This is a genomic window from Pseudomonas sp. SBT1-2, from assembly GCF_028640875.1.
GTDB lineage: Bacteria > Pseudomonadota > Gammaproteobacteria > Pseudomonadales > Pseudomonadaceae > Aquipseudomonas > Aquipseudomonas chlororaphis_I.
Genome location: NZ_JAQZAA010000021.1, coordinates 23,808 through 43,150 on the forward strand (window position 1 = coordinate 23,808; position 19,343 = coordinate 43,150).

General features: G+C 61.4%; 22 protein-coding genes. 13 read left to right on the forward strand and 9 right to left on the reverse strand.

Annotated features, from left to right (window positions below; translation table 11 throughout):
- Position 1 precedes the first annotated feature (1 nt).
- From ptsN to PVZ78_RS02395, 8 genes are all read right to left on the reverse strand, one after another.
- Positions 2-466: a PTS IIA-like nitrogen regulatory protein PtsN gene (ptsN, locus tag PVZ78_RS02360; protein ID WP_007929873.1), complete on the reverse strand. Its 465-nt coding sequence runs from the start codon at positions 464-466 to the stop codon at positions 2-4.
- 12 nt (positions 467-478) lie between these two features.
- The gene (gene hpf, locus PVZ78_RS02365; RefSeq protein ID WP_007929872.1) at positions 479-784 is read right to left on the reverse strand and encodes a ribosome hibernation-promoting factor, HPF/YfiA family; all 306 of its coding nucleotides are present in this window, start codon (positions 782-784) and stop codon (positions 479-481) included.
- A 79-nt stretch (positions 785-863) separates the two neighbouring features.
- A complete protein-coding gene (locus PVZ78_RS02370) occupies positions 864-2,357 on the reverse strand; it encodes an RNA polymerase factor sigma-54 (RefSeq protein WP_009047001.1) in 1,494 nt (497 codons plus the stop codon).
- Between the two features lie 182 nt (positions 2,358-2,539).
- Complete coding sequence (gene lptB, locus PVZ78_RS02375) at positions 2,540-3,265, reverse strand: LPS export ABC transporter ATP-binding protein (RefSeq protein ID WP_007929870.1); 726 nt, start codon at positions 3,263-3,265, stop codon at positions 2,540-2,542.
- Complete coding sequence (gene lptA / locus PVZ78_RS02380) at positions 3,265-3,810, reverse strand: lipopolysaccharide transport periplasmic protein LptA (protein ID WP_273828174.1); 546 nt, start codon at positions 3,808-3,810, stop codon at positions 3,265-3,267. Before lptA ends, lptB begins: the two co-directional genes overlap by 1 nt.
- Positions 3,797-4,369 (reverse strand): LPS export ABC transporter periplasmic protein LptC, encoded by a 573-nt coding sequence (lptC, locus tag PVZ78_RS02385; protein ID WP_009047003.1) that lies wholly within the window; start codon positions 4,367-4,369, stop codon positions 3,797-3,799. The genes lptA and lptC overlap by 14 nt, the downstream gene beginning before the upstream one ends.
- 8 nt (positions 4,370-4,377) lie before the next feature.
- On the reverse strand, positions 4,378-4,902 hold the full coding sequence (locus PVZ78_RS02390; protein ID WP_007929867.1) for a KdsC family phosphatase: 525 nt from the start codon (positions 4,900-4,902) through the stop codon (positions 4,378-4,380).
- On the reverse strand, positions 4,902-5,876 hold the full coding sequence (locus tag PVZ78_RS02395) for a KpsF/GutQ family sugar-phosphate isomerase (RefSeq protein WP_009047004.1): 975 nt from the start codon (positions 5,874-5,876) through the stop codon (positions 4,902-4,904). The genes PVZ78_RS02390 and PVZ78_RS02395 overlap by 1 nt, the downstream gene beginning before the upstream one ends.
- 275 nt (positions 5,877-6,151) lie before the next feature.
- Here PVZ78_RS02395 and PVZ78_RS02400 point away from each other — a divergent pair, with 275 nt between their 5' ends.
- From PVZ78_RS02400 to hisC, 10 genes are all read left to right on the forward strand, one after another.
- On the forward strand, positions 6,152-6,961 hold the full coding sequence (locus PVZ78_RS02400; protein ID WP_009042197.1) for an ATP-binding cassette domain-containing protein: 810 nt from the start codon (positions 6,152-6,154) through the stop codon (positions 6,959-6,961).
- Positions 6,961-7,758, forward strand: a complete 798-nt coding sequence (gene mlaE / locus PVZ78_RS02405; RefSeq protein WP_009047005.1) for a lipid asymmetry maintenance ABC transporter permease subunit MlaE — start codon at positions 6,961-6,963, stop codon at positions 7,756-7,758. The genes PVZ78_RS02400 and mlaE overlap by 1 nt, the downstream gene beginning before the upstream one ends.
- Positions 7,758-8,225: an outer membrane lipid asymmetry maintenance protein MlaD gene (gene mlaD / locus PVZ78_RS02410; protein ID WP_007929863.1), complete on the forward strand. Its 468-nt coding sequence runs from the start codon at positions 7,758-7,760 to the stop codon at positions 8,223-8,225. Before mlaE ends, mlaD begins: the two co-directional genes overlap by 1 nt.
- A gap of 10 nt (positions 8,226-8,235) precedes the next feature.
- Positions 8,236-8,889: an MlaC/ttg2D family ABC transporter substrate-binding protein gene (locus tag PVZ78_RS02415; protein WP_009047006.1), complete on the forward strand. Its 654-nt coding sequence runs from the start codon at positions 8,236-8,238 to the stop codon at positions 8,887-8,889.
- Positions 8,886-9,191, forward strand: a complete 306-nt coding sequence (locus PVZ78_RS02420) for an STAS domain-containing protein (RefSeq protein WP_007929861.1) — start codon at positions 8,886-8,888, stop codon at positions 9,189-9,191. The genes PVZ78_RS02415 and PVZ78_RS02420 overlap by 4 nt, the downstream gene beginning before the upstream one ends.
- Before the next feature lie 115 nt (positions 9,192-9,306).
- A complete protein-coding gene (locus tag PVZ78_RS02425) occupies positions 9,307-9,558 on the forward strand; it encodes a BolA family protein (RefSeq protein ID WP_007929860.1) in 252 nt (83 codons plus the stop codon).
- 22 nt (positions 9,559-9,580) lie between these two features.
- On the forward strand, positions 9,581-10,846 hold the full coding sequence (gene murA, locus PVZ78_RS02430) for a UDP-N-acetylglucosamine 1-carboxyvinyltransferase (protein ID WP_007929859.1): 1,266 nt from the start codon (positions 9,581-9,583) through the stop codon (positions 10,844-10,846).
- A gap of 127 nt (positions 10,847-10,973) precedes the next feature.
- Complete coding sequence (gene hisG / locus PVZ78_RS02435; RefSeq protein ID WP_007929858.1) at positions 10,974-11,609, forward strand: ATP phosphoribosyltransferase; 636 nt, start codon at positions 10,974-10,976, stop codon at positions 11,607-11,609.
- A gap of 123 nt (positions 11,610-11,732) precedes the next feature.
- A complete protein-coding gene (gene hisD / locus PVZ78_RS02440) occupies positions 11,733-13,061 on the forward strand; it encodes a histidinol dehydrogenase (protein WP_009047008.1) in 1,329 nt (442 codons plus the stop codon).
- Between the two features lie 2 nt (positions 13,062-13,063).
- Positions 13,064-14,116, forward strand: a complete 1,053-nt coding sequence (hisC, locus tag PVZ78_RS02445) for a histidinol-phosphate transaminase (RefSeq protein ID WP_009047009.1) — start codon at positions 13,064-13,066, stop codon at positions 14,114-14,116.
- 53 nt (positions 14,117-14,169) lie between these two features.
- Here hisC and algW read toward each other — a convergent pair whose 3' ends face one another.
- Positions 14,170-15,324, reverse strand: a complete 1,155-nt coding sequence (algW, locus tag PVZ78_RS02450) for a Do family serine endopeptidase AlgW (RefSeq protein WP_007929855.1) — start codon at positions 15,322-15,324, stop codon at positions 14,170-14,172.
- A 102-nt stretch (positions 15,325-15,426) separates the two neighbouring features.
- Here algW and PVZ78_RS02455 point away from each other — a divergent pair, with 102 nt between their 5' ends.
- The 3 genes from PVZ78_RS02455 (at position 15,427) to cysN (ending at position 19,240) form a co-directional block, all read left to right on the forward strand.
- On the forward strand, positions 15,427-16,185 hold the full coding sequence (locus tag PVZ78_RS02455; protein WP_009047010.1) for a Nif3-like dinuclear metal center hexameric protein: 759 nt from the start codon (positions 15,427-15,429) through the stop codon (positions 16,183-16,185).
- A 226-nt stretch (positions 16,186-16,411) separates the two neighbouring features.
- Positions 16,412-17,329: a sulfate adenylyltransferase subunit CysD gene (cysD, locus tag PVZ78_RS02460; RefSeq protein WP_007929849.1), complete on the forward strand. Its 918-nt coding sequence runs from the start codon at positions 16,412-16,414 to the stop codon at positions 17,327-17,329.
- A gap of 12 nt (positions 17,330-17,341) precedes the next feature.
- Positions 17,342-19,240, forward strand: coding sequence for a sulfate adenylyltransferase subunit CysN (gene cysN, locus PVZ78_RS02465; protein WP_038630617.1), 1,899 nt, complete (start codon positions 17,342-17,344; stop codon positions 19,238-19,240).
- Positions 19,241-19,343: the final 103 nt, after the last annotated feature.

Genomic DNA, 19,343 nt, shown 5'->3' on the forward strand with positions numbered 1-19,343 from the left:
ATTACTGACCGTTCTGTTCGTCCAGGACAACCTTGTACAAGGCTTCATTGCTGGTGGCGCTGCGCAGCTTGTCGCGCACCTCTTTGCGGTCCAGCATGCTGGCAATCTGCCGGAGCAGTTCCAGGTGCGCATCGGTGGCGGCTTCCGGGACCAGCAGTACGAACAGCAGGTCGACCGGTGCGCCGTCGATGGCGTCGAAATCGATGGGGGCGTCCAGGTGCATCAGGGCACTGATGGGCGACTCACAGCCTTTGAGGCGGCAGTGTGGAATGGCGATGCCGTTGCCAAAACCGGTAGAACCCAGCTTTTCACGGGCAATCAGGCTTTCGAAGACATCTTGCATCTCCAGATCAGGCACTTCGCGGCTGATCAGGTTGGCAATTTGTTCGAGGGCACGTTTTTTACTGCCGCCCGGCACGTTCACCAGGGAACGGCCGGGGGTCAGGATGCTTTCAAGTCGGATCATGGGAGGGGAGTGTTAGCGACCCGTGCCTTGGAGAAGGTGGAGTTGCTTTTCCTTATGCTTTTTCAGTTGGCGGTCAAGCTTGTCCGTGAGCAAGTCGATTGCGGCATACATATCGTCATGTTCTGCATTGGCGACGACTTCCCCACCATGGATGTGCAGCGTGGCCTCGATTTTCTGCTTCAGTTTCTCGACGGCCAGCGTTACCTGCACATTGGTAATCTTGTCAAAGTGCCGCTCCAGTCGGTCGAGTTTTTCGCCGATGTAAGCGCGCAGAGGTTCGGTCACTTCCAGTTGGTGTCCACTGATGTTGACTTGCATACAGCTTCTCCTTCGTTGCCAGTGCATAAAGCGGCAGGTCGATTGACCTGCCACTGGAACGCTGTGGCGAGCCCGGCGGCTACATCAACCGCTTCCGTTCGCTGGAAGGCGCGATCCCCAGGGATTCGCGGTACTTGGCGACGGTACGACGGGCTACCTGAATGCCTTGTGCCTCCAGTAAACCAGCGATCTTGCTGTCACTCAACGGCTTTTTCTGATTTTCCGCGGCGACCAGTTTTTTGATGATCGCGCGGATCGCCGTGGACGAGCATTCACCGCCTTCGGAGGTACTTACGTGGCTGGAGAAAAAGTATTTCAGTTCATAAATGCCCCGTGGGGTATGCATGAATTTTTGCGTGGTCACCCGGGAAATCGTCGACTCGTGCATGCCCACCGCTTCGGCGATGTCATGCAGGACCAACGGTTTCATCGCCTCATCGCCGTACTCGAGGAAGCCGCGCTGATGCTCGACGATCTGGGTGGCGACTTTCATCAGGGTTTCGTTACGGCTCTGCAGGCTCTTGATGAACCAACGGGCTTCCTGCAGCTGGTTGCGCATGAAGGTGTTGTCAGCGCTGGTGTCGGCGCGTCGCACGAAACCAGCGTATTGCGGGTTGACGCGCAGGCGCGGCACGGACTCCTGGTTCAGCTCCACCAGCCAGCGTTCGTTATCCTTGCGCACGATGACGTCGGGAACCACGTATTCGGCTTCGGTGGATTCGATTTGCGAGCCCGGTCGTGGGTTGAGGCTCTGCACCAGTTCGATGACCTGGCGCAGTTCGTCTTCCTTGAGCTTCATGCGCCGCATCAGCTGGCTGTAGTCGCGGCTGCCGAGCAGGTCGATGAAGTCGGTGACCAGGCGCTTGGCTTCAGTCAGCCAGGGAGTCTTGGCGGGCAGCTGGCGCAGTTGCAGCAGCAGGCATTCGCCCAGGTTACGGGCGCCGATGCCGGCGGGCTCGAACTGCTGGATGCGGTGCAGGACGGCCTCGATTTCATCGAGTTCGATGTCCAGCTCCGGATCGAAGGCTTCGAGGATTTCCTCGAGGGTTTCGTCCAGATAGCCCTGATTGTTGATGCAGTCGATCAGGGTCACGGCGATCAGGCGATCGGTGTCGGACATGGGCGCCAGGTTCAACTGCCAGAGCAGATGGCTCTGCAGGCTTTCGCCGGCCGAGGTGCGGGTGGTGAAGTCCCACTCGTCGTCATCGTTGCTGGGCAGGCTGCTGGCGCTGGTCTGGTAGACGTCTTCCCAGGCGGTATCGACTGGCAGATCGTTGGGAATGCGTTCGTTCCATTCGCCGTCCTCGAGGTTGTCCACCGTCGGGGCGGTTTCCTGGTAGGAGGGTTCCTGGATATCGGTATTGGGTTTCTGCTCGGCGTTGTCGGCCAGCGGATCGGTGTTATCGAAGTCGTCGCCTTCTTCCTGGCGCTCGAGCATCGGGTTGGACTCCAGGGCCTCCTGGATTTCCTGTTGCAGGTCCAGGGTCGACAATTGGAGCAGGCGGATGGCCTGTTGCAGCTGCGGTGTCATCGTCAGCTGCTGGCCCATTCTGAGGACTAGCGATGGTTTCATGGCAGGGGCTTAACACCTTATTCGCCGGCGCACATGCGCCATCCACTACAGGGCGCGTGAGCGCCAAACATAAGCAAATTATATGCCTGAAACTGAAGTGTTTGCCTAGAGCGCTGTAACAATAAAAACAGCAGGGTTTTATTGGGGCGGGCGCTCTGGCGACCAGCCAAACACCTCAGGGCTTACAGGCGGAACTCATGGCCCAGGTAAACTTCCTTGACCAGCTCGTTGGCGAGGATGGTTTCGGCGTCGCCTTCGGCGATCAGCTGACCGTCGTTGACGATGTAGGCGGTTTCGCAGATATCCAGGGTTTCACGGACGTTGTGGTCAGTGATGAGTACGCCGATGCCCTTGGCTTTCAGGTGATGAATGATCTGCTTGATGTCGCCTACCGAGATCGGGTCTACGCCGGCGAAGGGTTCGTCGAGCAGGATGAACTTGGGGGCGGTGGCCAGTGCGCGAGCGATTTCCACGCGGCGACGTTCACCGCCGGAAAGGCTCATGCCCAGGTTGTCGCGAATGTGGTTGATGTGGAATTCCTGCAGCAGGCTTTCCAGTTCCTGGCGACGGCCGGCCTTGTCGAGTTCCTTGCGGGTCTCGAGGATGGCCATGATGTTGTCGGCCACCGAGAGCTTGCGGAAGATCGAGGCTTCCTGCGGCAGGTAGCCGATCCCGGCGCGGGCACGGCCGTGCATTGGCTGGTGGCTGACATCCAGGTCGTCGATCAGGATGCGACCCTGATCGGCCTGGACCAGGCCGACGATCATGTAGAAGCAAGTGGTCTTGCCGGCGCCGTTGGGGCCGAGCAGGCCGACGATCTGGCCGCTGTCGATGGACAGGCTGACGTCACGCACGACCTGGCGGCTCTTGTAGCTCTTGGCCAGGTGCTGAGCTTTCAGAGTTGCCATTACTGGGCCTTTTCGTCAGTTTTCTTTTTCGGCTGGATGACCATGTCGATCCGTGGGCGCGACTCGGTGACCTTGCTGCCGGTAGCGCGACCGGCGCTGGCCAGCTTCTTGTTGGTGTCGTAGACGATTTTCTCGCCCTGGGTGATGTTGCCGTCCTTGTCGACGACCTTGGCACGGTCGATCAGCACGACGCGGTTCTGCGCAGCGTGGTACTGGATGGTCATGCCATAGCCCTGGACCGGCTTGGTATCGCCCTGGGTTTGGATCTGCTCGAAGTAGGCCAGGTTGCCCACCGAGGTCACCACGTCGATGTCACCGGTCTGGGTGCGGGTGATGGTCACGGTATTGCCGGTGACCTTCATCGAGCCCTGGGTGATGATCACGTCGCCCCTGTAGGTGGCTACGCCATTCTTGTCGTCCAGTTGAGCGTCGTCGGCCTGGATGCGGATTGGTTGCTGGCTATCGTTCGGCAGAGCCCAGGCGCTCACGCTTCCCAGTGCTGCGCCCAGACCGAGCAAAATAGGGAGGGTTTTAACGAGCCTCATACTGTCCTCTTACGTTCGATAGCAGGTTCATCCTGCCGTCTTTCAAATACGCTTTCATTCCCTTGCCAGTCGTCACGCCGCCGGCGCCGTCGATTCTAACGTCTTGATCGGTCTGCGCATATTGCTTCTGCGGGAATACTGTCATGCGGGTCGTGGTGATCAGCAGGTTGCGATTTTTCTCGTCGGTGCGCGAAACCCGTACCGAATCGATCAGCTCGACCTGGGTGCCATCCGGGTTGACTTCGCCGTGCTCGCTCTGGACGTGCCAGGGGAAGGCGGTGCCGCGATACATCTGCAGGTCCGGCTTGGTCAACAGTGTCACCTCGGTGGCCTTGAGGTGTTCGACCTTGTCGGACGTCATTTCGTACTGCAGCTTGCCGTCGGGCAGGTACTGCACGCTACGGGCGTTGATGGCGTAGTAGTCGATGGCGCTTTCGTCGACCTGCGCGACCGGCTTGTCGAGGAAGCGTTCCGGGCTGATGTTCCAGTACCCCACCGCCAGGAACAGCACGGTGATGATGCCGAAGATCAGGATGTTGCGAATCTTTTTGCTCAGCATGGGAGGCTCTATAAGTAGGCGGCGTGGGCCGCTTCAAGGCTGCCTTGGGCGCGCAGGATCAACTCGCAGAACTCGCGGGCGGCACCTTCGCCGCCACGGGCCTGGGTGACGCCATGGGCGTGTTCACGGACAAAGCTGGCGGCATTGGCGACGGCCATGCCCAGGCCGACCCGGCGGATCACTGGCAGGTCCGGCAGGTCGTCGCCCAGGTAGGCGACCTGCTCATAGCTTAGGCCCAGTTGGGCAAGAAGCCCGTCCAGCACCACCAGTTTGTCTTCGCGACCCTGAAACAGATGGGGAATCCCCAGGTTTTTCGCCCGGCGCTCGACCACCGGCGTCTTGCGACCGCTGATGATTGCCGTCTGCACGCCCGTGGCCATCAGCATCTTGATGCCCTGGCCATCGAGGGTGTTGAAGGTCTTGAACTCGCTGCCGTCTTCAAGGAAGTACAGGCGACCGTCGGTCAGTACACCATCCACGTCGAATACCGCCAGCTTGATGTTCTTGCCGCGTTGCAGCAGATCCGTGCTCATTACATGACTCCCGCGCGCAGCAGGTCGGACAGGTTGAAGGCGCCGATCGGGCGATCGTCCTTGTCCACTACGACCAGTGCGTTGATTCGATTGTCTTCCATGATTTTCAGGGCTTCGGCCGCGAGCATTTCGGCGCGGGCGGTCTTGCCGTGAACGGTCATGACTTCATCGATGGTGGTGTGGTGAATGTCGATGGTGCGGTCCAGGGTGCGGCGCAGGTCGCCGTCGGTGAAGACCCCTGCCAGGCGGCCGTCGGCCTCGACAATGACGGTCATGCCCAGGCCCTTGCGGGTCATTTCCATCAGGGCGTCCTTGAGCAGCGTGCCACGCTGGACCTGCGGCAGCTGCTCGCCGGCATGCATGACGTTCTCGACTTTCAGCAGCAGGCGCCGGCCCAGCGCGCCGCCCGGATGGGAGAAGGCGAAGTCTTCGGCGGTGAAGCCGCGGGCTTCCAGCAGCGCCACGGCCAGGGCGTCGCCCATGACCAGGGCGGCGGTGGTCGAAGAGGTCGGGGCCAGGTTCAGCGGGCAGGCCTCTTGCTTGACCTGGACGTTGAGGTTGACCTCGGCGGCCTTGGCCAGCGCCGAATCAGGGTTGCCGGTGATGCTGATCAGCTGGATGCCCAGGCGCTTGATCAGCGGCAACAAGGTCACGATTTCATTGGTCGAGCCGGAGTTGGACAGGGCCAGGATCACGTCGTCCCGGGTAATCATGCCCATGTCGCCATGGCTGGCTTCGGCCGGATGGACAAAAAACGCGGTGGTGCCGGTGCTGGCCAGGGTGGCGGCGATCTTGTTGCCGATATGCCCGGACTTGCCCATGCCGACCACTACTACGCGGCCTTTGCTGGCCAGAATCATCTCGCAAGCGCGTACGAAATCTGCGTCGATATGTGGCAGCAAGCCTTGTACGGCTTCTATCTCGAGGCGGATGGTGCGTTGTGCCGATTGAATCAGGTCGCTGGATTGGCTCATGTCAGAAATCGTATAGCCTGATGAAAAGGCGGCGATTATAGCGGTAATGATCGATTCCCTCACGCAAGTTCGTCAGCCTTTGTCCTTCTATAGGCTGGAATTGCTCTGTGAAGCCCGTTTTAGCCTGTCGTGATCCTGAACACGGATGGCTTCGGCCTTGGGGGCTCCGTATCAGCAGTGATATAGTTCGCCGCCAGTTCGGCCTGCCCTGGGTGCATGTACTCCCGGCAGGGAGCCAAGCGTCCGAGTGAGAGGCTGCATCGCAAGGAGTTTAGATGAGTGCCGATAACGCCTACGCGGTCGAGCTGAAGGGACTGTCCTTCAAGCGCGGTGCGCGCAGCATCTTCAATAATGTCGATATCCGTATTCCGCGGGGCAAGGTCACCGGCATCATGGGGCCTTCCGGTTGCGGCAAGACCACGCTCCTGCGGTTGATGGGCGCGCAATTGCGTCCCAGCAGCGGTGAAGTCTGGGTCAACGGCCAGAACCTGCCCAAATTGTCGCGCGGCGATCTGTTCGACGCCCGCAAGCAGATGGGCGTGCTGTTCCAGAGCGGCGCGCTGTTCACCGATCTCGATGTGTTCGAGAACGTCGCCTTTCCGCTGCGCGTTCATACCCAGCTGCCGGATGAAATGATCCGCGATATCGTCCTGCTCAAGTTGCAGGCGGTCGGGTTGCGCGGTGCCATCGACCTGATGCCCGACGAGCTGTCCGGCGGCATGAAGCGTCGTGTGGCCCTGGCCCGGGCCATCGCCCTGGACCCGCAGATCCTCATGTACGACGAGCCGTTCGTAGGCCAGGACCCCATCGCCATGGGCGTGCTGGTGCGCCTGATCCGTCTGCTCAACGATGCGCTGGGCATCACCAGCATCGTGGTTTCCCACGATCTGGCGGAAACCGCGAGCATCGCCGACTACATCTATGTGGTGGGCGATGGCCAGGTGCTGGGGCAGGGCACGCCCGACGAGTTGATGGATTCCGATAACCCGCGGATCCGCCAGTTCATGAAAGGCGACCCCGACGGTCCGGTACCCTTTCACTTTCCAGCGCCGGATTACCGCGCAGATCTTCTGGGGAAGCGCTGATGCGCAAAGTATCTTTATTGGAGCGAATTCGTCTGTTCGGTCACTCGGGCATCGACGTTCTCGCGGTGCTCGGGCGTTCGAGCCTGATGCTGTTTCATGTGTTGTTCGGTCGCGGCAGTATCGGCGGCAGCTTCGGCCTGTTGGTCAAGCAGTTGCATTCGGTGGGGGTGATGTCGCTGGTGATCATCGTGGTCTCCGGGATATTCATCGGCATGGTACTGGCGCTGCAGGGCTTCAATATCCTGTCCAGCTACGGTTCGGAGCAGGCGGTGGGGCAGATGGTCGCCCTGACCCTGCTGCGTGAACTGGGGCCGGTGGTCACGGCATTGCTCTTCGCGGGCCGGGCCGGCTCGGCGCTGACCGCGGAAATCGGCAACATGAAAGCCACCGAACAGCTCTCCAGCCTGGAGATGATCGGTGTCGACCCGCTCAAATACATTGTCGCGCCACGTCTGTGGGCCGGTTTCATTTCTCTGCCGTTGCTGGCGATTATCTTCAGCGTGGTGGGCATCTGGGGCGGTTCGTGGGTGGCCGTCGACTGGCTGGGGGTCTATGAAGGTTCCTACTGGTCGAACATGCAAAACAGCGTGACGTTCAATGAGGACGTGCTCAATGGCATCATCAAGAGCATCGTTTTCGCCTTTGTCGTGACCTGGATCGCCGTATTCCAAGGCTATGACTGCGAGCCCACTTCAGAGGGGATCAGTCGTGCCACTACCAAGACCGTTGTGTACGCCTCGTTGGCTGTACTCGGCCTGGACTTTATTCTGACCGCCTTGATGTTTGGAGATTTCTGATGCAAAACCGCACCCTGGAAATCGGTGTCGGCCTTTTCCTGCTGGCTGGCATCCTGGCTTTGCTGTTGCTTGCCTTGCGGGTCAGTGGCTTGTCCCCGACCTCGAGCACCGATACTTATAAACTTTACGCATATTTCGACAATATCGCCGGTTTGACGGTCAGAGCTAAGGTGACCATGGCCGGTGTGACCATCGGCAAGGTCACGGCTATCGATCTGGACCGCGACAGTTTCACCGGTCGGGTCACGCTGCAGTTGGAAAAGCGCGTAGATAACCTGCCGACCGACTCGACTGCATCTATCCTGACCGCTGGGCTGCTCGGCGAGAAATACATTGGTATCAGCGTCGGCGGCGAAGACACGTTGCTCAAGGATGGCGGGACCATCCACGACACCCAGTCTTCACTGGTGCTTGAGGACCTGATCGGTAAATTCCTGCTCAATACCGTTAGCAAAGACGCCAAATGAGGATTTTTTCATGATCTCTACCTTGCGACGTAGCCTGTTGGTATTACTGGCGGCATTGCCGTTGATGGCTCACGCCGTGGCGGCGCCTTCCGCGCATGATCTGGTACAGGACACCACCAACCGTCTGCTGGCCGACCTGGCCGCCAACAAAGAAAAGTACAAGCAGGACCCGCAAGACTTTTATGCGGCGCTGAACAGCATCGTGGGCCCGGTCGTGGATGCCGAAGGTATTTCCAAGAGCATCATGACGGTCAAGTACTCGCGCAAAGCCACGCCGGAACAGATGCGCACCTTTGAGGAAAACTTCAAGAAGGGCCTGTTCCAGTTCTATGGCAACGCCTTGCTGGAGTACAACAACCAGGGCATCGTCGTTGATCCTGCCAGGGACGAGTCGGGCGACCGTACCAGCGTCGGCATGACGGTCAAGGGCAGTAACGGCGCGATCTATCCTGTGTCGTACACGCTGGAGAAGATCAACGGCGAGTGGAAGCTGCGCAACGTGATCATCAATGGCATCAATATCGGCAAGCTGTTCCGCGATCAGTTCGCCGATGCCATGCAGCGCAACGGCAACGACCTGGACAAGACCATCAACAACTGGGCCGGCGAAGTGGCCAAGGCCAAGGAAGCGACCGAAAATTCGCCTGAGAAGGTCACGCAATGAGTGAGTCGGCCGTCCGTCTGGGTGAAGCCGGCGAATTGCTGATCAGCGGTGTGCTGGACTATCGCTCCGGCCCGGGCCTGCGCAAGCAGGGGCAGGCCCTGATCGCCTCGAGCACCGCGGCGGCGCTGGTGCTCGACTGTTCGGCGGTGGAGAAGTCCAGCAGCGTCGGCTTGTCGTTGCTGCTGGCCTTCATGCGTGATGCCGCGGCAGCCGGCAAGGCCGTCAGCATTCGTGCATTGCCTGAAGACATGCGCGAGATCGCCGAGGTTTCCGGTTTGACCGAGCTGCTGGCGCAGCCTTAGTAACCCATCGACAAGCAAGCCCCCCGTCAGAGTCCTGCTATGCGGGGTTCGCAGGCGCGGGGCTTTTTTGTATGATGTCCGACCCGCGCGCACAGGGCGCCGATTGAGGTTGAGCATGCAGGCCAACGAAGTGAAGAGCTTCCTTGAAGGAAAGCTGTCCGAGACTCTTTCATCCGTTCAGGTAGAAGTTGAGGGCGAAGGCTGCAACTTTCAGCTGAACGTGATCAGTGACGAACTGGTGGCCTTGAGTCCGGTCAAGCGTCAGCAGAGCATCTATGCCCATTTGAACCCGTGGATCGCCGATGGCAGCATCCATGCGGTCACTATGAAATTTTTCAGCAGCGCGGCCTGGGCCGAGCGCACCTGAGCCCAAGGGCGTCGAGATTCTTATGGATAAATTGATTATTACCGGCGGCGTTCGTCTTGATGGCGAGATCCGCATTTCCGGGGCAAAGAACTCTGCCCTGCCGATTCTGGCTGCAACCCTGCTGTGCGATGGCCCGGTCACGGTCGCCAACCTGCCGCACCTGCACGACATCACCACCATGATCGAGCTGTTCGGTCGCATGGGCATTGAGCCGGTGATCGACGAGAAGCTCAGCGTCGAAATCGACCCGCGCACCATCAAGACCCTGGTCGCGCCGTACGAGCTGGTCAAGACCATGCGTGCCTCGATCCTGGTGCTGGGCCCGATGGTTGCCCGTTTCGGCGAAGCCGAAGTCGCGCTGCCTGGCGGTTGCGCCATCGGTTCGCGGCCGGTCGACCTGCACATCCGTGGCCTCGAAGCCATGGGTGCGGTGATCGACGTCGAAGGCGGCTACATCAAGGCCAAGGCGCCTGAAGGCGGCCTGCGCGGTGCGCACTTCTTCTTCGATACCGTGAGTGTGACCGGTACCGAGAACATCATGATGGCCGCTGCCCTGGCCAAAGGCCGCAGCGTGCTGCAGAACGCCGCCCGTGAACCTGAAGTGGTCGACCTGGCGAACTTCCTCAACGCCATGGGCGCCAAGGTTTCCGGCGCCGGTACCGACACCATCACCATCGACGGTGTCGAGCGCCTGCACTCGGCGACCTACAAGGTCATGCCTGACCGTATCGAAACCGGCACCTACCTGGTCGCCGCCGCCGTGACCGGCGGTCGCGTGAAGGTCAAGGATACCGATCCGACCATCCTCGAAGCCGTCCTGGAAAAACTCAAGGAATCCGGCGCCGAAGTCACCACCGGCGAGGACTGGATCGAGCTGAACATGCACGGCAAGCGTCCGAAGGCGGTCAACGTGCGCACCGCGCCGTACCCGGCGTTCCCGACGGACATGCAGGCCCAGTTCATCTCGCTCAACGCCATTGCCGAAGGCACGGGTGCAGTGATCGAGACCATCTTCGAAAACCGCTTCATGCACGTCTACGAACTGCACCGCATGGGCGCGAAGATCCAGGTCGAAGGCAACACCGCCATCGTCACCGGCACCGAAATCCTCAAGGGTGCCCCTGTCATGGCCACCGACCTGCGGGCTTCGGCCAGCCTGGTGATCTCGGCCCTGATGGCCGAAGGCGACACCCTGATCGATCGCATCTACCACATCGACCGTGGTTACGAGTGCATCGAAGAGAAGCTGCAGATGCTCGGCGCCAAGATCCGCCGCGTACCGGGCTAGTTTGCGTGATGGGCACAGGGACGTGCCCCAAGGTTTCGTTCCAAGTCGAGCCTGTGTTCAGGCTCGATGCGTGTCTGGCGCCGTTTGCGACCGGGCATGAGTATCCTGATAAGGACTTACGTTTCCCATGTTGACCATCGCACTGTCCAAGGGCCGCATCCTTGATGACACCCTGCCGCTTCTGGCTGAAGCCGGCATCGTGCCCACCGAGAATCCGGACAAGAGCCGCAAGCTGATCATCCCCACGACCCAGGCCGACGTGCGCTTGCTGATCGTGCGCGCCACCGACGTGCCGACCTATGTCGAACATGGTGCCGCCGACCTCGGCGTCGCCGGTAAAGATGTGCTGATGGAATACGGCGGCCAGGGCCTGTACGAGCCGCTGGACCTGCAGATCGCCCAGTGCAAGCTGATGACCGCCGGTGCCATCGGCGCGGTCGAGCCCAAGGGCCGCCTGCGCGTCGCCACCAAGTTCGTCAACGTTGCCAAGCGTTACTACGCCGAGCAGGGTCGCCAGGTCGACATCATCAAGCTGTACGGCTCGATGGAGCTGGCGCCGCTGATCGGTCTGGCCGACAAGATCATCGACGTGGTCGACACCGGCAACACCCTGCGGGCCAACGGCCTGGAGCCCCAGGAGCTGATTTCCATGATCAGTTCCCGTCTGGTGGTCAACAAGGCCTCCATGAAAATGCAGCACGCCCGCATCCAGGCACTGATCGACACCCTGCGCAAAGCAGTGGAGTCGCGACACCGCGGTTGATTCACTCGCGCGGCGCGAGCCGCGCCCGTCTATCCGTGTCATAGCCAATTTTCTCAGGTGCCCGCGCGAATGGACTGGTAGCTTAGGGTGCCTGAGCATTAGCCATTCAATGAGGCCCTCGCTATGACCGCTCCCACTTCGATTCGCCGACTCAACGCTGCTGACCCGGATTTCGCGCATCATCTGGATCATCTGCTGAGCTGGGAAAGTGTGTCTGACGACTCGGTCAATCAGCGGGTGCTGGACATCATCAAGGCGGTGCGCGAGCGCGGCGACGCGGCGCTGGTGGAATTCACCCAGCGTTTCGACGGCCTGCAAGTGGCGTCCATGGCCGACCTGATCCTGCCGCGCGAGCGCCTGGAACTGGCCCTGACCCGGATCACCGTGGCCCAGCGCGAAGCCCTGGAAAAAGCCGCGGCGCGGGTGCGCAGCTACCACGAAAAACAGAAACAGGACTCCTGGAGCTACACCGAAGCCGACGGCACGGTGCTGGGCCAGAAGGTCACGCCGCTGGATCGCGCCGGCCTGTATGTGCCGGGCGGCAAAGCGTCTTATCCATCCTCGGTGTTGATGAATGCCATCCCGGCCAAAGTGGCGGGCGTCACCGAAGTGGTGATGGTGGTGCCGACCCCGCGCGGCGAGGTTAACGAACTGGTGCTGGCCGCGGCCTGTATCGCTGGCGTCGACCGGGTGTTCACCATCGGTGGCGCCCAGGCCGTAGCCGCCCTGGCCTATGGCACCGAGAGCGTGCCGCAGGTGGACAAGGTGGTCGGCCCGGGCAACATCTATGTGGCCACCGCCAAGCGTCACGTATTCGGCCAGGTCGGCATCGACATGATCGCTGGTCCTTCGGAGATCCTGGTGGTGTGCGACGGCCAGACCGATCCGGACTGGATCGCCATGGACCTGTTCTCCCAGGCCGAGCACGACGAAGACGCCCAGGCGATCCTGGTCAGCCCGGACGCGGCGTTCCTCGATCAGGTCGCCGCCAGCATCGCCAAGCTGCTGCCGACCATGGAGCGCGCGGAAATCATCAACACGTCGATCAACGGCCGTGGCGCCCTGATCCAGGTGCGCGACATGCAACAGGCCATCGAAGTGGCCAACCGCATCGCTCCGGAGCACCTCGAACTGTCTGTCGCCGATCCGCAGGCCTGGTTGCCGCAGATCCGTCACGCCGGTGCGATCTTCATGGGGCGTCACACCTCCGAGGCCCTGGGCGACTACTGCGCGGGTCCGAACCACGTGTTGCCGACTTCCGGCACGGCGCGCTTCTCTTCGCCGCTGGGGGTGTATGACTTCCAGAAACGTTCGTCGATCATTTTCTGCTCGGAGCAGGGCGCTTCCGAACTGGGCAAGACCGCCTCGGTGTTGGCCCGTGGCGAGTCGCTGAGCGCCCACGCCCGCAGTGCGGAATACCGGATCATCGCTGACCAGGAACAGGGGCAATAAGCATGAGTAAATTCTGGAGTCCGTTCGTCAAGGGCTTGGTGCCCTATGTGCCGGGCGAACAGCCGAAGCTGACCAAGCTGGTCAAGCTCAACACCAACGAAAACCCTTACGGCCCTTCGCCCAAGGCGCTGGCCGCGATGCAGGGTGAACTGAACGATAACCTGCGCCTGTACCCCGACCCCAACAGCGACCTGCTCAAGCAGGCGGTGGCCCGGTATTACGGGGTACAGAGCAACCAGGTGTTCCTCGGCAACGGTTCCGACGAAGTGCTGGCGCACATCTTCCACGGCTTGTTGCAGCACGACCAGCCGCTGCTGTTCCCGGACATCAGCTACAGCTTCTATCCAGTGTATTGCGGCCTGTATGGCATCGACTTCGACGCGGTGCCGCTGGACGAGCAGTTCCAGATCCGCCCAGCCGATTACGCCAGGCCGAACGGCGGGATCATCTTCCCCAACCCGAACGCGCCGACCGGCTGCCTGCTGGCCCTGGAGGCCGTCGAGCAGATCCTCAAGGCCAGCCCGGATTCGGTCGTGGTGGTGGACGAGGCGTACATCGACTTCGGCGGTGAAACCGCCATCAGCCTGGTGGACCGTTACCCGAACCTGTTGGTGACCCAGACCCTGTCCAAGTCCCGTTCGCTGGCGGGCCTGCGGGTCGGCCTGGCGGTGGGGCACCCGGACTTGATCGAGGCGCTGGAGCGGATCAAGAACAGCTTCAACTCCTACCCGCTGGATCGCCTGGCGATCGTCGGCGCTGCGGCGGCATTCGAGGATCGCGAGTACTTCGCCAAGACCTGCCAGCTGGTGATCGATAGCCGCGAGCAGGTGGTGGCGCAGCTGCGTGCCAAGGGCTTTGAAGTGCTGCCGTCGGCCGCCAACTTCATTTTCGCCCGTCATCCGCAACACGATGCGGCGGGCCTGGCGGCCAAGCTGCGGGAGCAGGGGGTGATTGTCCGGCACTTCAAGCAGGAGCGGATTGCCCAGTTCCTGCGGATCAGTATCGGCACGCCGGAGCAGAACCAGGCCCTGATCGACGGCCTGGGCGAGCTGTAAGCCCTATCGCCAGCCAGCTCTCTCCTGTTGGAGCGAACTGGCTGGCGATGCTTTTACTCTTTTTCCTTGACCGGCGCCGGTGGCGGGCGCAGGCCGATTTCGGCGGTGAGCTTGAGCTCCTTGCCGTTGCGCATCACCTGGATGCTGACCTTGTCGCTGGGTTTGATCCGCGCCACCTGGTTCATCGAGCGACGGCCATCGCCGGCCGGTTCGCCATCGATGCTGAGAATCACGTCACCCAACTGCATGCCGGCCTTTTGCGCCGGACCGTCGCGGAAAATCCCCGCCACCACGATGCCCGGACGCCCGGACAAGCCGAACGATTCGGCCAGTTCCTGGGTCAGCGGCTGCACCTCGATGCCCAGCCAGCCACGAATCACCTGGCCGTGCTCGATGATCGACTTCATCACCTCCATGGCCAGCTTGATCGGGATGGCGAAGCCAATGCCCTGGGAGCCGCCGGACTTGGAGAAGATCGCCGTGTTGATCCCGGTCAGGTTGCCGTTGGCATCCACCAGCGCGCCGCCGGAGTTGCCCGGGTTGATCGCCGCGTCGGTCTGGATGAAGTCTTCGTAGTTGTTCAGGCCCAGCTGATTGCGTCCGGTGGCGCTGATGATGCCCATGGTCACGGTCTGGCCGACCCCGAACGGGTTGCCGATGGCCAGGGTCACGTCACCGATGCGGATGCTGTCGGAGCGTCCGACGGTGATCGAAGGCAGGTTCTTCAGGTCGATCTTGAGGACCGCCAGGTCGGTTTCCGGGTCGCTGCCGATTACGTGGGCCAGGGTTTCACGACCGTCCTTGAGCGCCACCACAATCTGCTCGGCGCCGGCGGTCACGTGGTTGTTGGTCAGCAGATAACCTTCGGGGCTCATGATCACCCCGGAACCCAGGCTCGACTCCATGCGTTGCTGCTTGGGCAGGTTGTCGCCGAAGAAGCGGCGGAACTGTGGGTCCTCGAACAACGGGTGCGCCGGTTTGTTGATGACCTTGGTGGTGTACAGGTTGACCACCGCCGGCGCGGCGATTGCCACGGCATCGGCATAGGACACCGGGCCTTGTCGAAGCGCCTTGGTTTGCGGGGCTTGCTGCAGGTTGACGTCCAGGCTGGGCAGGCCGACCCATTGCGGGTAACGCTGAATTATCAGCAACGCGATAAGCACGCCGGCCAACAGCGGCCAGCCAAAAAAACGCAGAGCCTTGAGCATTGAGCAAGTCCTGAGAGGTTGCAGGCCGCCCGGGACGGCCCATAATGTCGCGCATTATACGAGGCCGCGCGCGCCTCTGAACGGGATATTTAGGAGTCTTTTATGGCCGTTGCCCTGAGCACTCTGGTAGAGGAGGCGGACCGCTACCTGGGCAGTTCGCGAATTGCCGATTACTGCCCCAATGGCCTGCAGGTCGAAGGTCGTCCACAGGTGCTGCGCATCGTCAGCGGCGTCACGGCCAGCCAGGCATTGCTCGATGCCGCGGTGGAGGCCAATGCCGATCTGGTGCTGGTGCATCACGGCTATTTCTGGAAAGGCGAGAACCCCTGCATCACCGGCATGAAGCAGCGTCGGCTGAAAACCCTGCTCAAGCACGATATCAGCCTGCTGGCTTATCACCTGCCGCTGGACCTGCACCCGGACGTCGGCAACAACGTGCAACTGGCGCGGCAACTGGATATTACTGTGGAAGGTCCGCTGGACCCGGACAACCTGAAGATCGTCGGACTGGTCGGTTCCCTTGCCGAGCCCATGACCGCGCGGGACTTCGCGCGCAAGGTCCAGGAGGTGATGGGGCGCGAGCCGCTGGTGGTCGAAGGCAGCAAGATGATCCGGCGTGTCGGCTGGTGCACCGGCGGCGGCCAGGGCTACATCGACCAGGCGGTGCTGGCCGGCGTCGATCTGTACCTGAGCGGCGAGGCCTCGGAGCAGACCTTCCACAGCGCCCGGGAAAACGACATCAGTTTTATCGCCGCCGGTCACCACGCCACCGAGCGTTACGGCGTGCAGGCGCTGGGGGATTACCTGGCCCGCCGCTTCGCCCTCGAGCACTTGTTCATCGACTGCCCGAACCCTATATAAAGCCTTGTCCTGTAGCCGCTGCCGCAGGCTGCAACAAAGCCCCCAGGGCCTTCAGAGCACGCCTGCGGCAGCGGCTACAGAGAGGCGTAAACACAGCAAACAGGCGGGTATATTCATATACCGTTTCGATCTAGCTGGCGTCCTGATTAGAAGAGGTCGCTGTGCTAGCATGCCCCGCTCGAACACGGCCCGCAGGCCGTCCATAAGAAAGCTTTCGTGAGTAGCCATGGTCGACAAACTGACGCATCTGAAACAGCTGGAGGCGGAAAGCATCCACATCATCCGCGAGGTGGCCGCCGAGTTCGACAACCCGGTGATGCTGTACTCCATCGGTAAAGACTCCGCCGTGATGCTGCACCTGGCGCGCAAGGCGTTCTTCCCGGGCAAGCTGCCGTTTCCGGTGATGCACGTCGACACCCAGTGGAAATTCCAGGAGATGTACAAGTTCCGCGATCGCATGGTCGAGGAGCTGGGCCTGGAACTGATCACCCACGTCAACCCGGAAGGCGTTGCGCAGGGCATCAACCCCTTCACCCACGGCAGTGCCAAGCACACCGACATCATGAAAACCGAGGGCCTCAAGCAGGCGCTGGACAAGTACGGTTTCGATGCGGCGTTCGGCGGTGCCCGGCGTGACGAAGAGAAGTCCCGCGCCAAGGAGCGCGTGTACTCGTTCCGCGACAGCAAGCATCGCTGGGACCCGAAGAACCAGCGCCCCGAGCTGTGGAACGTCTACAACGGCAAGGTCAACAAGGGCGAGTCGATCCGCGTCTTCCCGCTGTCGAACTGGACCGAGCTGGACATCTGGCAATACATCTACCTCGAAGGCATCCCGATCGTGCCGCTGTACTTCGCCGCCGAGCGCGAAGTGATTGAGAAGAACGGCACCCTGATCATGATCGACGACGAGCGCATCCTCGAGCACCTCTCCGACGAGGAGAAGGCCCGCATCGTCAAGAAGAAGGTGCGTTTCCGTACCCTTGGCTGCTACCCGTTGACGGGCGCGGTGGAGTCCGAGGCCGAAAGCCTGACGGACATCATTCAGGAAATGCTCCTGACGCGAACTTCCGAGCGCCAGGGCCGGGTCATCGATCACGATGGCGCCGGTTCCATGGAAGACAAGAAACGTCAGGGCTATTTCTAAGTAGGGTCTAACATGTCGCATCAATCCGAATTGATCAGCGAGGACATCCTCGCCTACCTGGCCCAGCACGAACGCAAAGAACTGCTGCGCTTCCTGACTTGCGGTAACGTCGACGACGGCAAGAGCACCCTGATCGGGCGCCTGCTGCACGACTCGAAGATGATCTACGAAGACCATCTGGAAGCCATTACCCGCGACTCGAAAAAAGTCGGCACCACCGGTGACGACATCGACCTGGCGTTGCTGGTCGACGGCCTGCAGGCCGAGCGTGAGCAGGGCATCACCATCGATGTCGCCTACCGCTATTTCTCCACCGCCAAGCGCAAATTCATCATCGCCGACACCCCCGGCCATGAGCAGTACACCCGCAACATGGCCACCGGTGCTTCCACCTGTGACCTGGCGATCATCCTGGTGGATGCCCGCTACGGCGTGCAGACCCAGACCCGTCGCCACAGCTTCATCGCCTCCCTGCTGGGCATCAAGCACATAGTCGTGGCCATCAACAAGATGGACCTCAAGGACTTCGACCAGGGCGTGTTCGAGTCGATCAAGGCCGACTACCTGAAGTTCGCCGAAGGCTTGAAGATGAAGCCCACCAGCCTGCACTTCGTGCCGATGTCGGCCCTCAAGGGCGACAACGTGGTGAACAAGTCCGAGCGCTCGCCGTGGTACACCGGCCAGTCGCTGATGGAAATCCTCGAGACCGTGGAAGTGGCGGGCGATCGCAACTTCACCGACCTGCGTTTCCCGGTGCAGTACGTCAACCGTCCGAACCTGAACTTCCGTGGTTTCGCCGGGACCCTGGCCAGCGGCATCGTGCACAAGGGCGACGAAGTCGTGGTGCTGCCGTCGGGCAAGAGCAGCCGGGTGAAATCCATCGTCACCTTCGAAGGCGAGCTGGAGCATGCCGGCCCGGGCCAGGCCGTGACCCTGACCATGGAAGACGAGATCGACATCTCCCGTGGCGACCTGCTGGTGCATGCCGACAACGTACCGCCGGTGACCGACAGCTTCGAAGCCATGCTGGTATGGATGGCCGAAGAGCCGATGCTGCCGGGCAAGAAATACGACATCAAGCGCGCCACCAGTTATGTGCCGGGCTCCATCGCCAGCATCGTCAACAGGGTCGACGTGAACACCCTTGAAGAAGGTCCGGCCAGCGCTCTGCAGCTGAACGAGATCGGCAAGGTCAAGATCGCCCTCGATGCGCCGATCGCTCTCGACGGTTACGACAGCAACCGCACCACCGGTGCCTTCATCGTCATCGACCGCTTGACCAATGGCACCGTCGGCGCCGGCATGATCGTCGCCCAGCCTGTGGTGCATGGCAGCGCCACGCACCATGGCAAGCTGGCCCATGTCGCCACCGAGGAGCGCGCCCAGCGCTTCGGCCAGCAACCGGCCACCGTGCTGTTCAGCGGCCTGTCCGGCGCCGGCAAGAGCACCCTGGCCTATGCGGTCGAGCGCAAGCTGTTCGACATGGGCCGTGCGGTGTTCGTCCTCGACGGCCAGAACCTGCGTCACGACCTGAACAAGGGCCTGCCACAGGATCGCGCCGGGCGCACCGAGAACTGGCGGCGTGCCGCGCACGTGGCGCGTCAGTTCAACGAAGCCGGCCTGCTGACCCTGGCGGCATTCGTCGCACCGAGTGCGGAAGGTCGTGAACAGGCCAGGGACCTGATCGGCAAGGAGCGTCTGCTGACGGTCTACGTCCAGGCTTCGCCGGCGGTCTGCGCCGAGCGTGATCCGCAGGGCCTGTACGCCGCGGGTGGGGATAACATCCCGGGCGAGTCCTTCCCGTACGACGTGCCGCTGGATGCCGATCTGGTGATCGACACCCAGTCCGTGTCGCTGGAAGAAGGCGTCAAGCAAGTGCTGGAACTGCTGCGCAAGCGCGGCGCGATCTAAGCCTTAGCGTCCAATAAAAAGCCCGCCGTCGAGTGATCGACGGCGGGCTTTTTTGTGGCCTTGAGAAGGTTATCGCGGGCAAGCCTCGCTCCTACACAGGAGC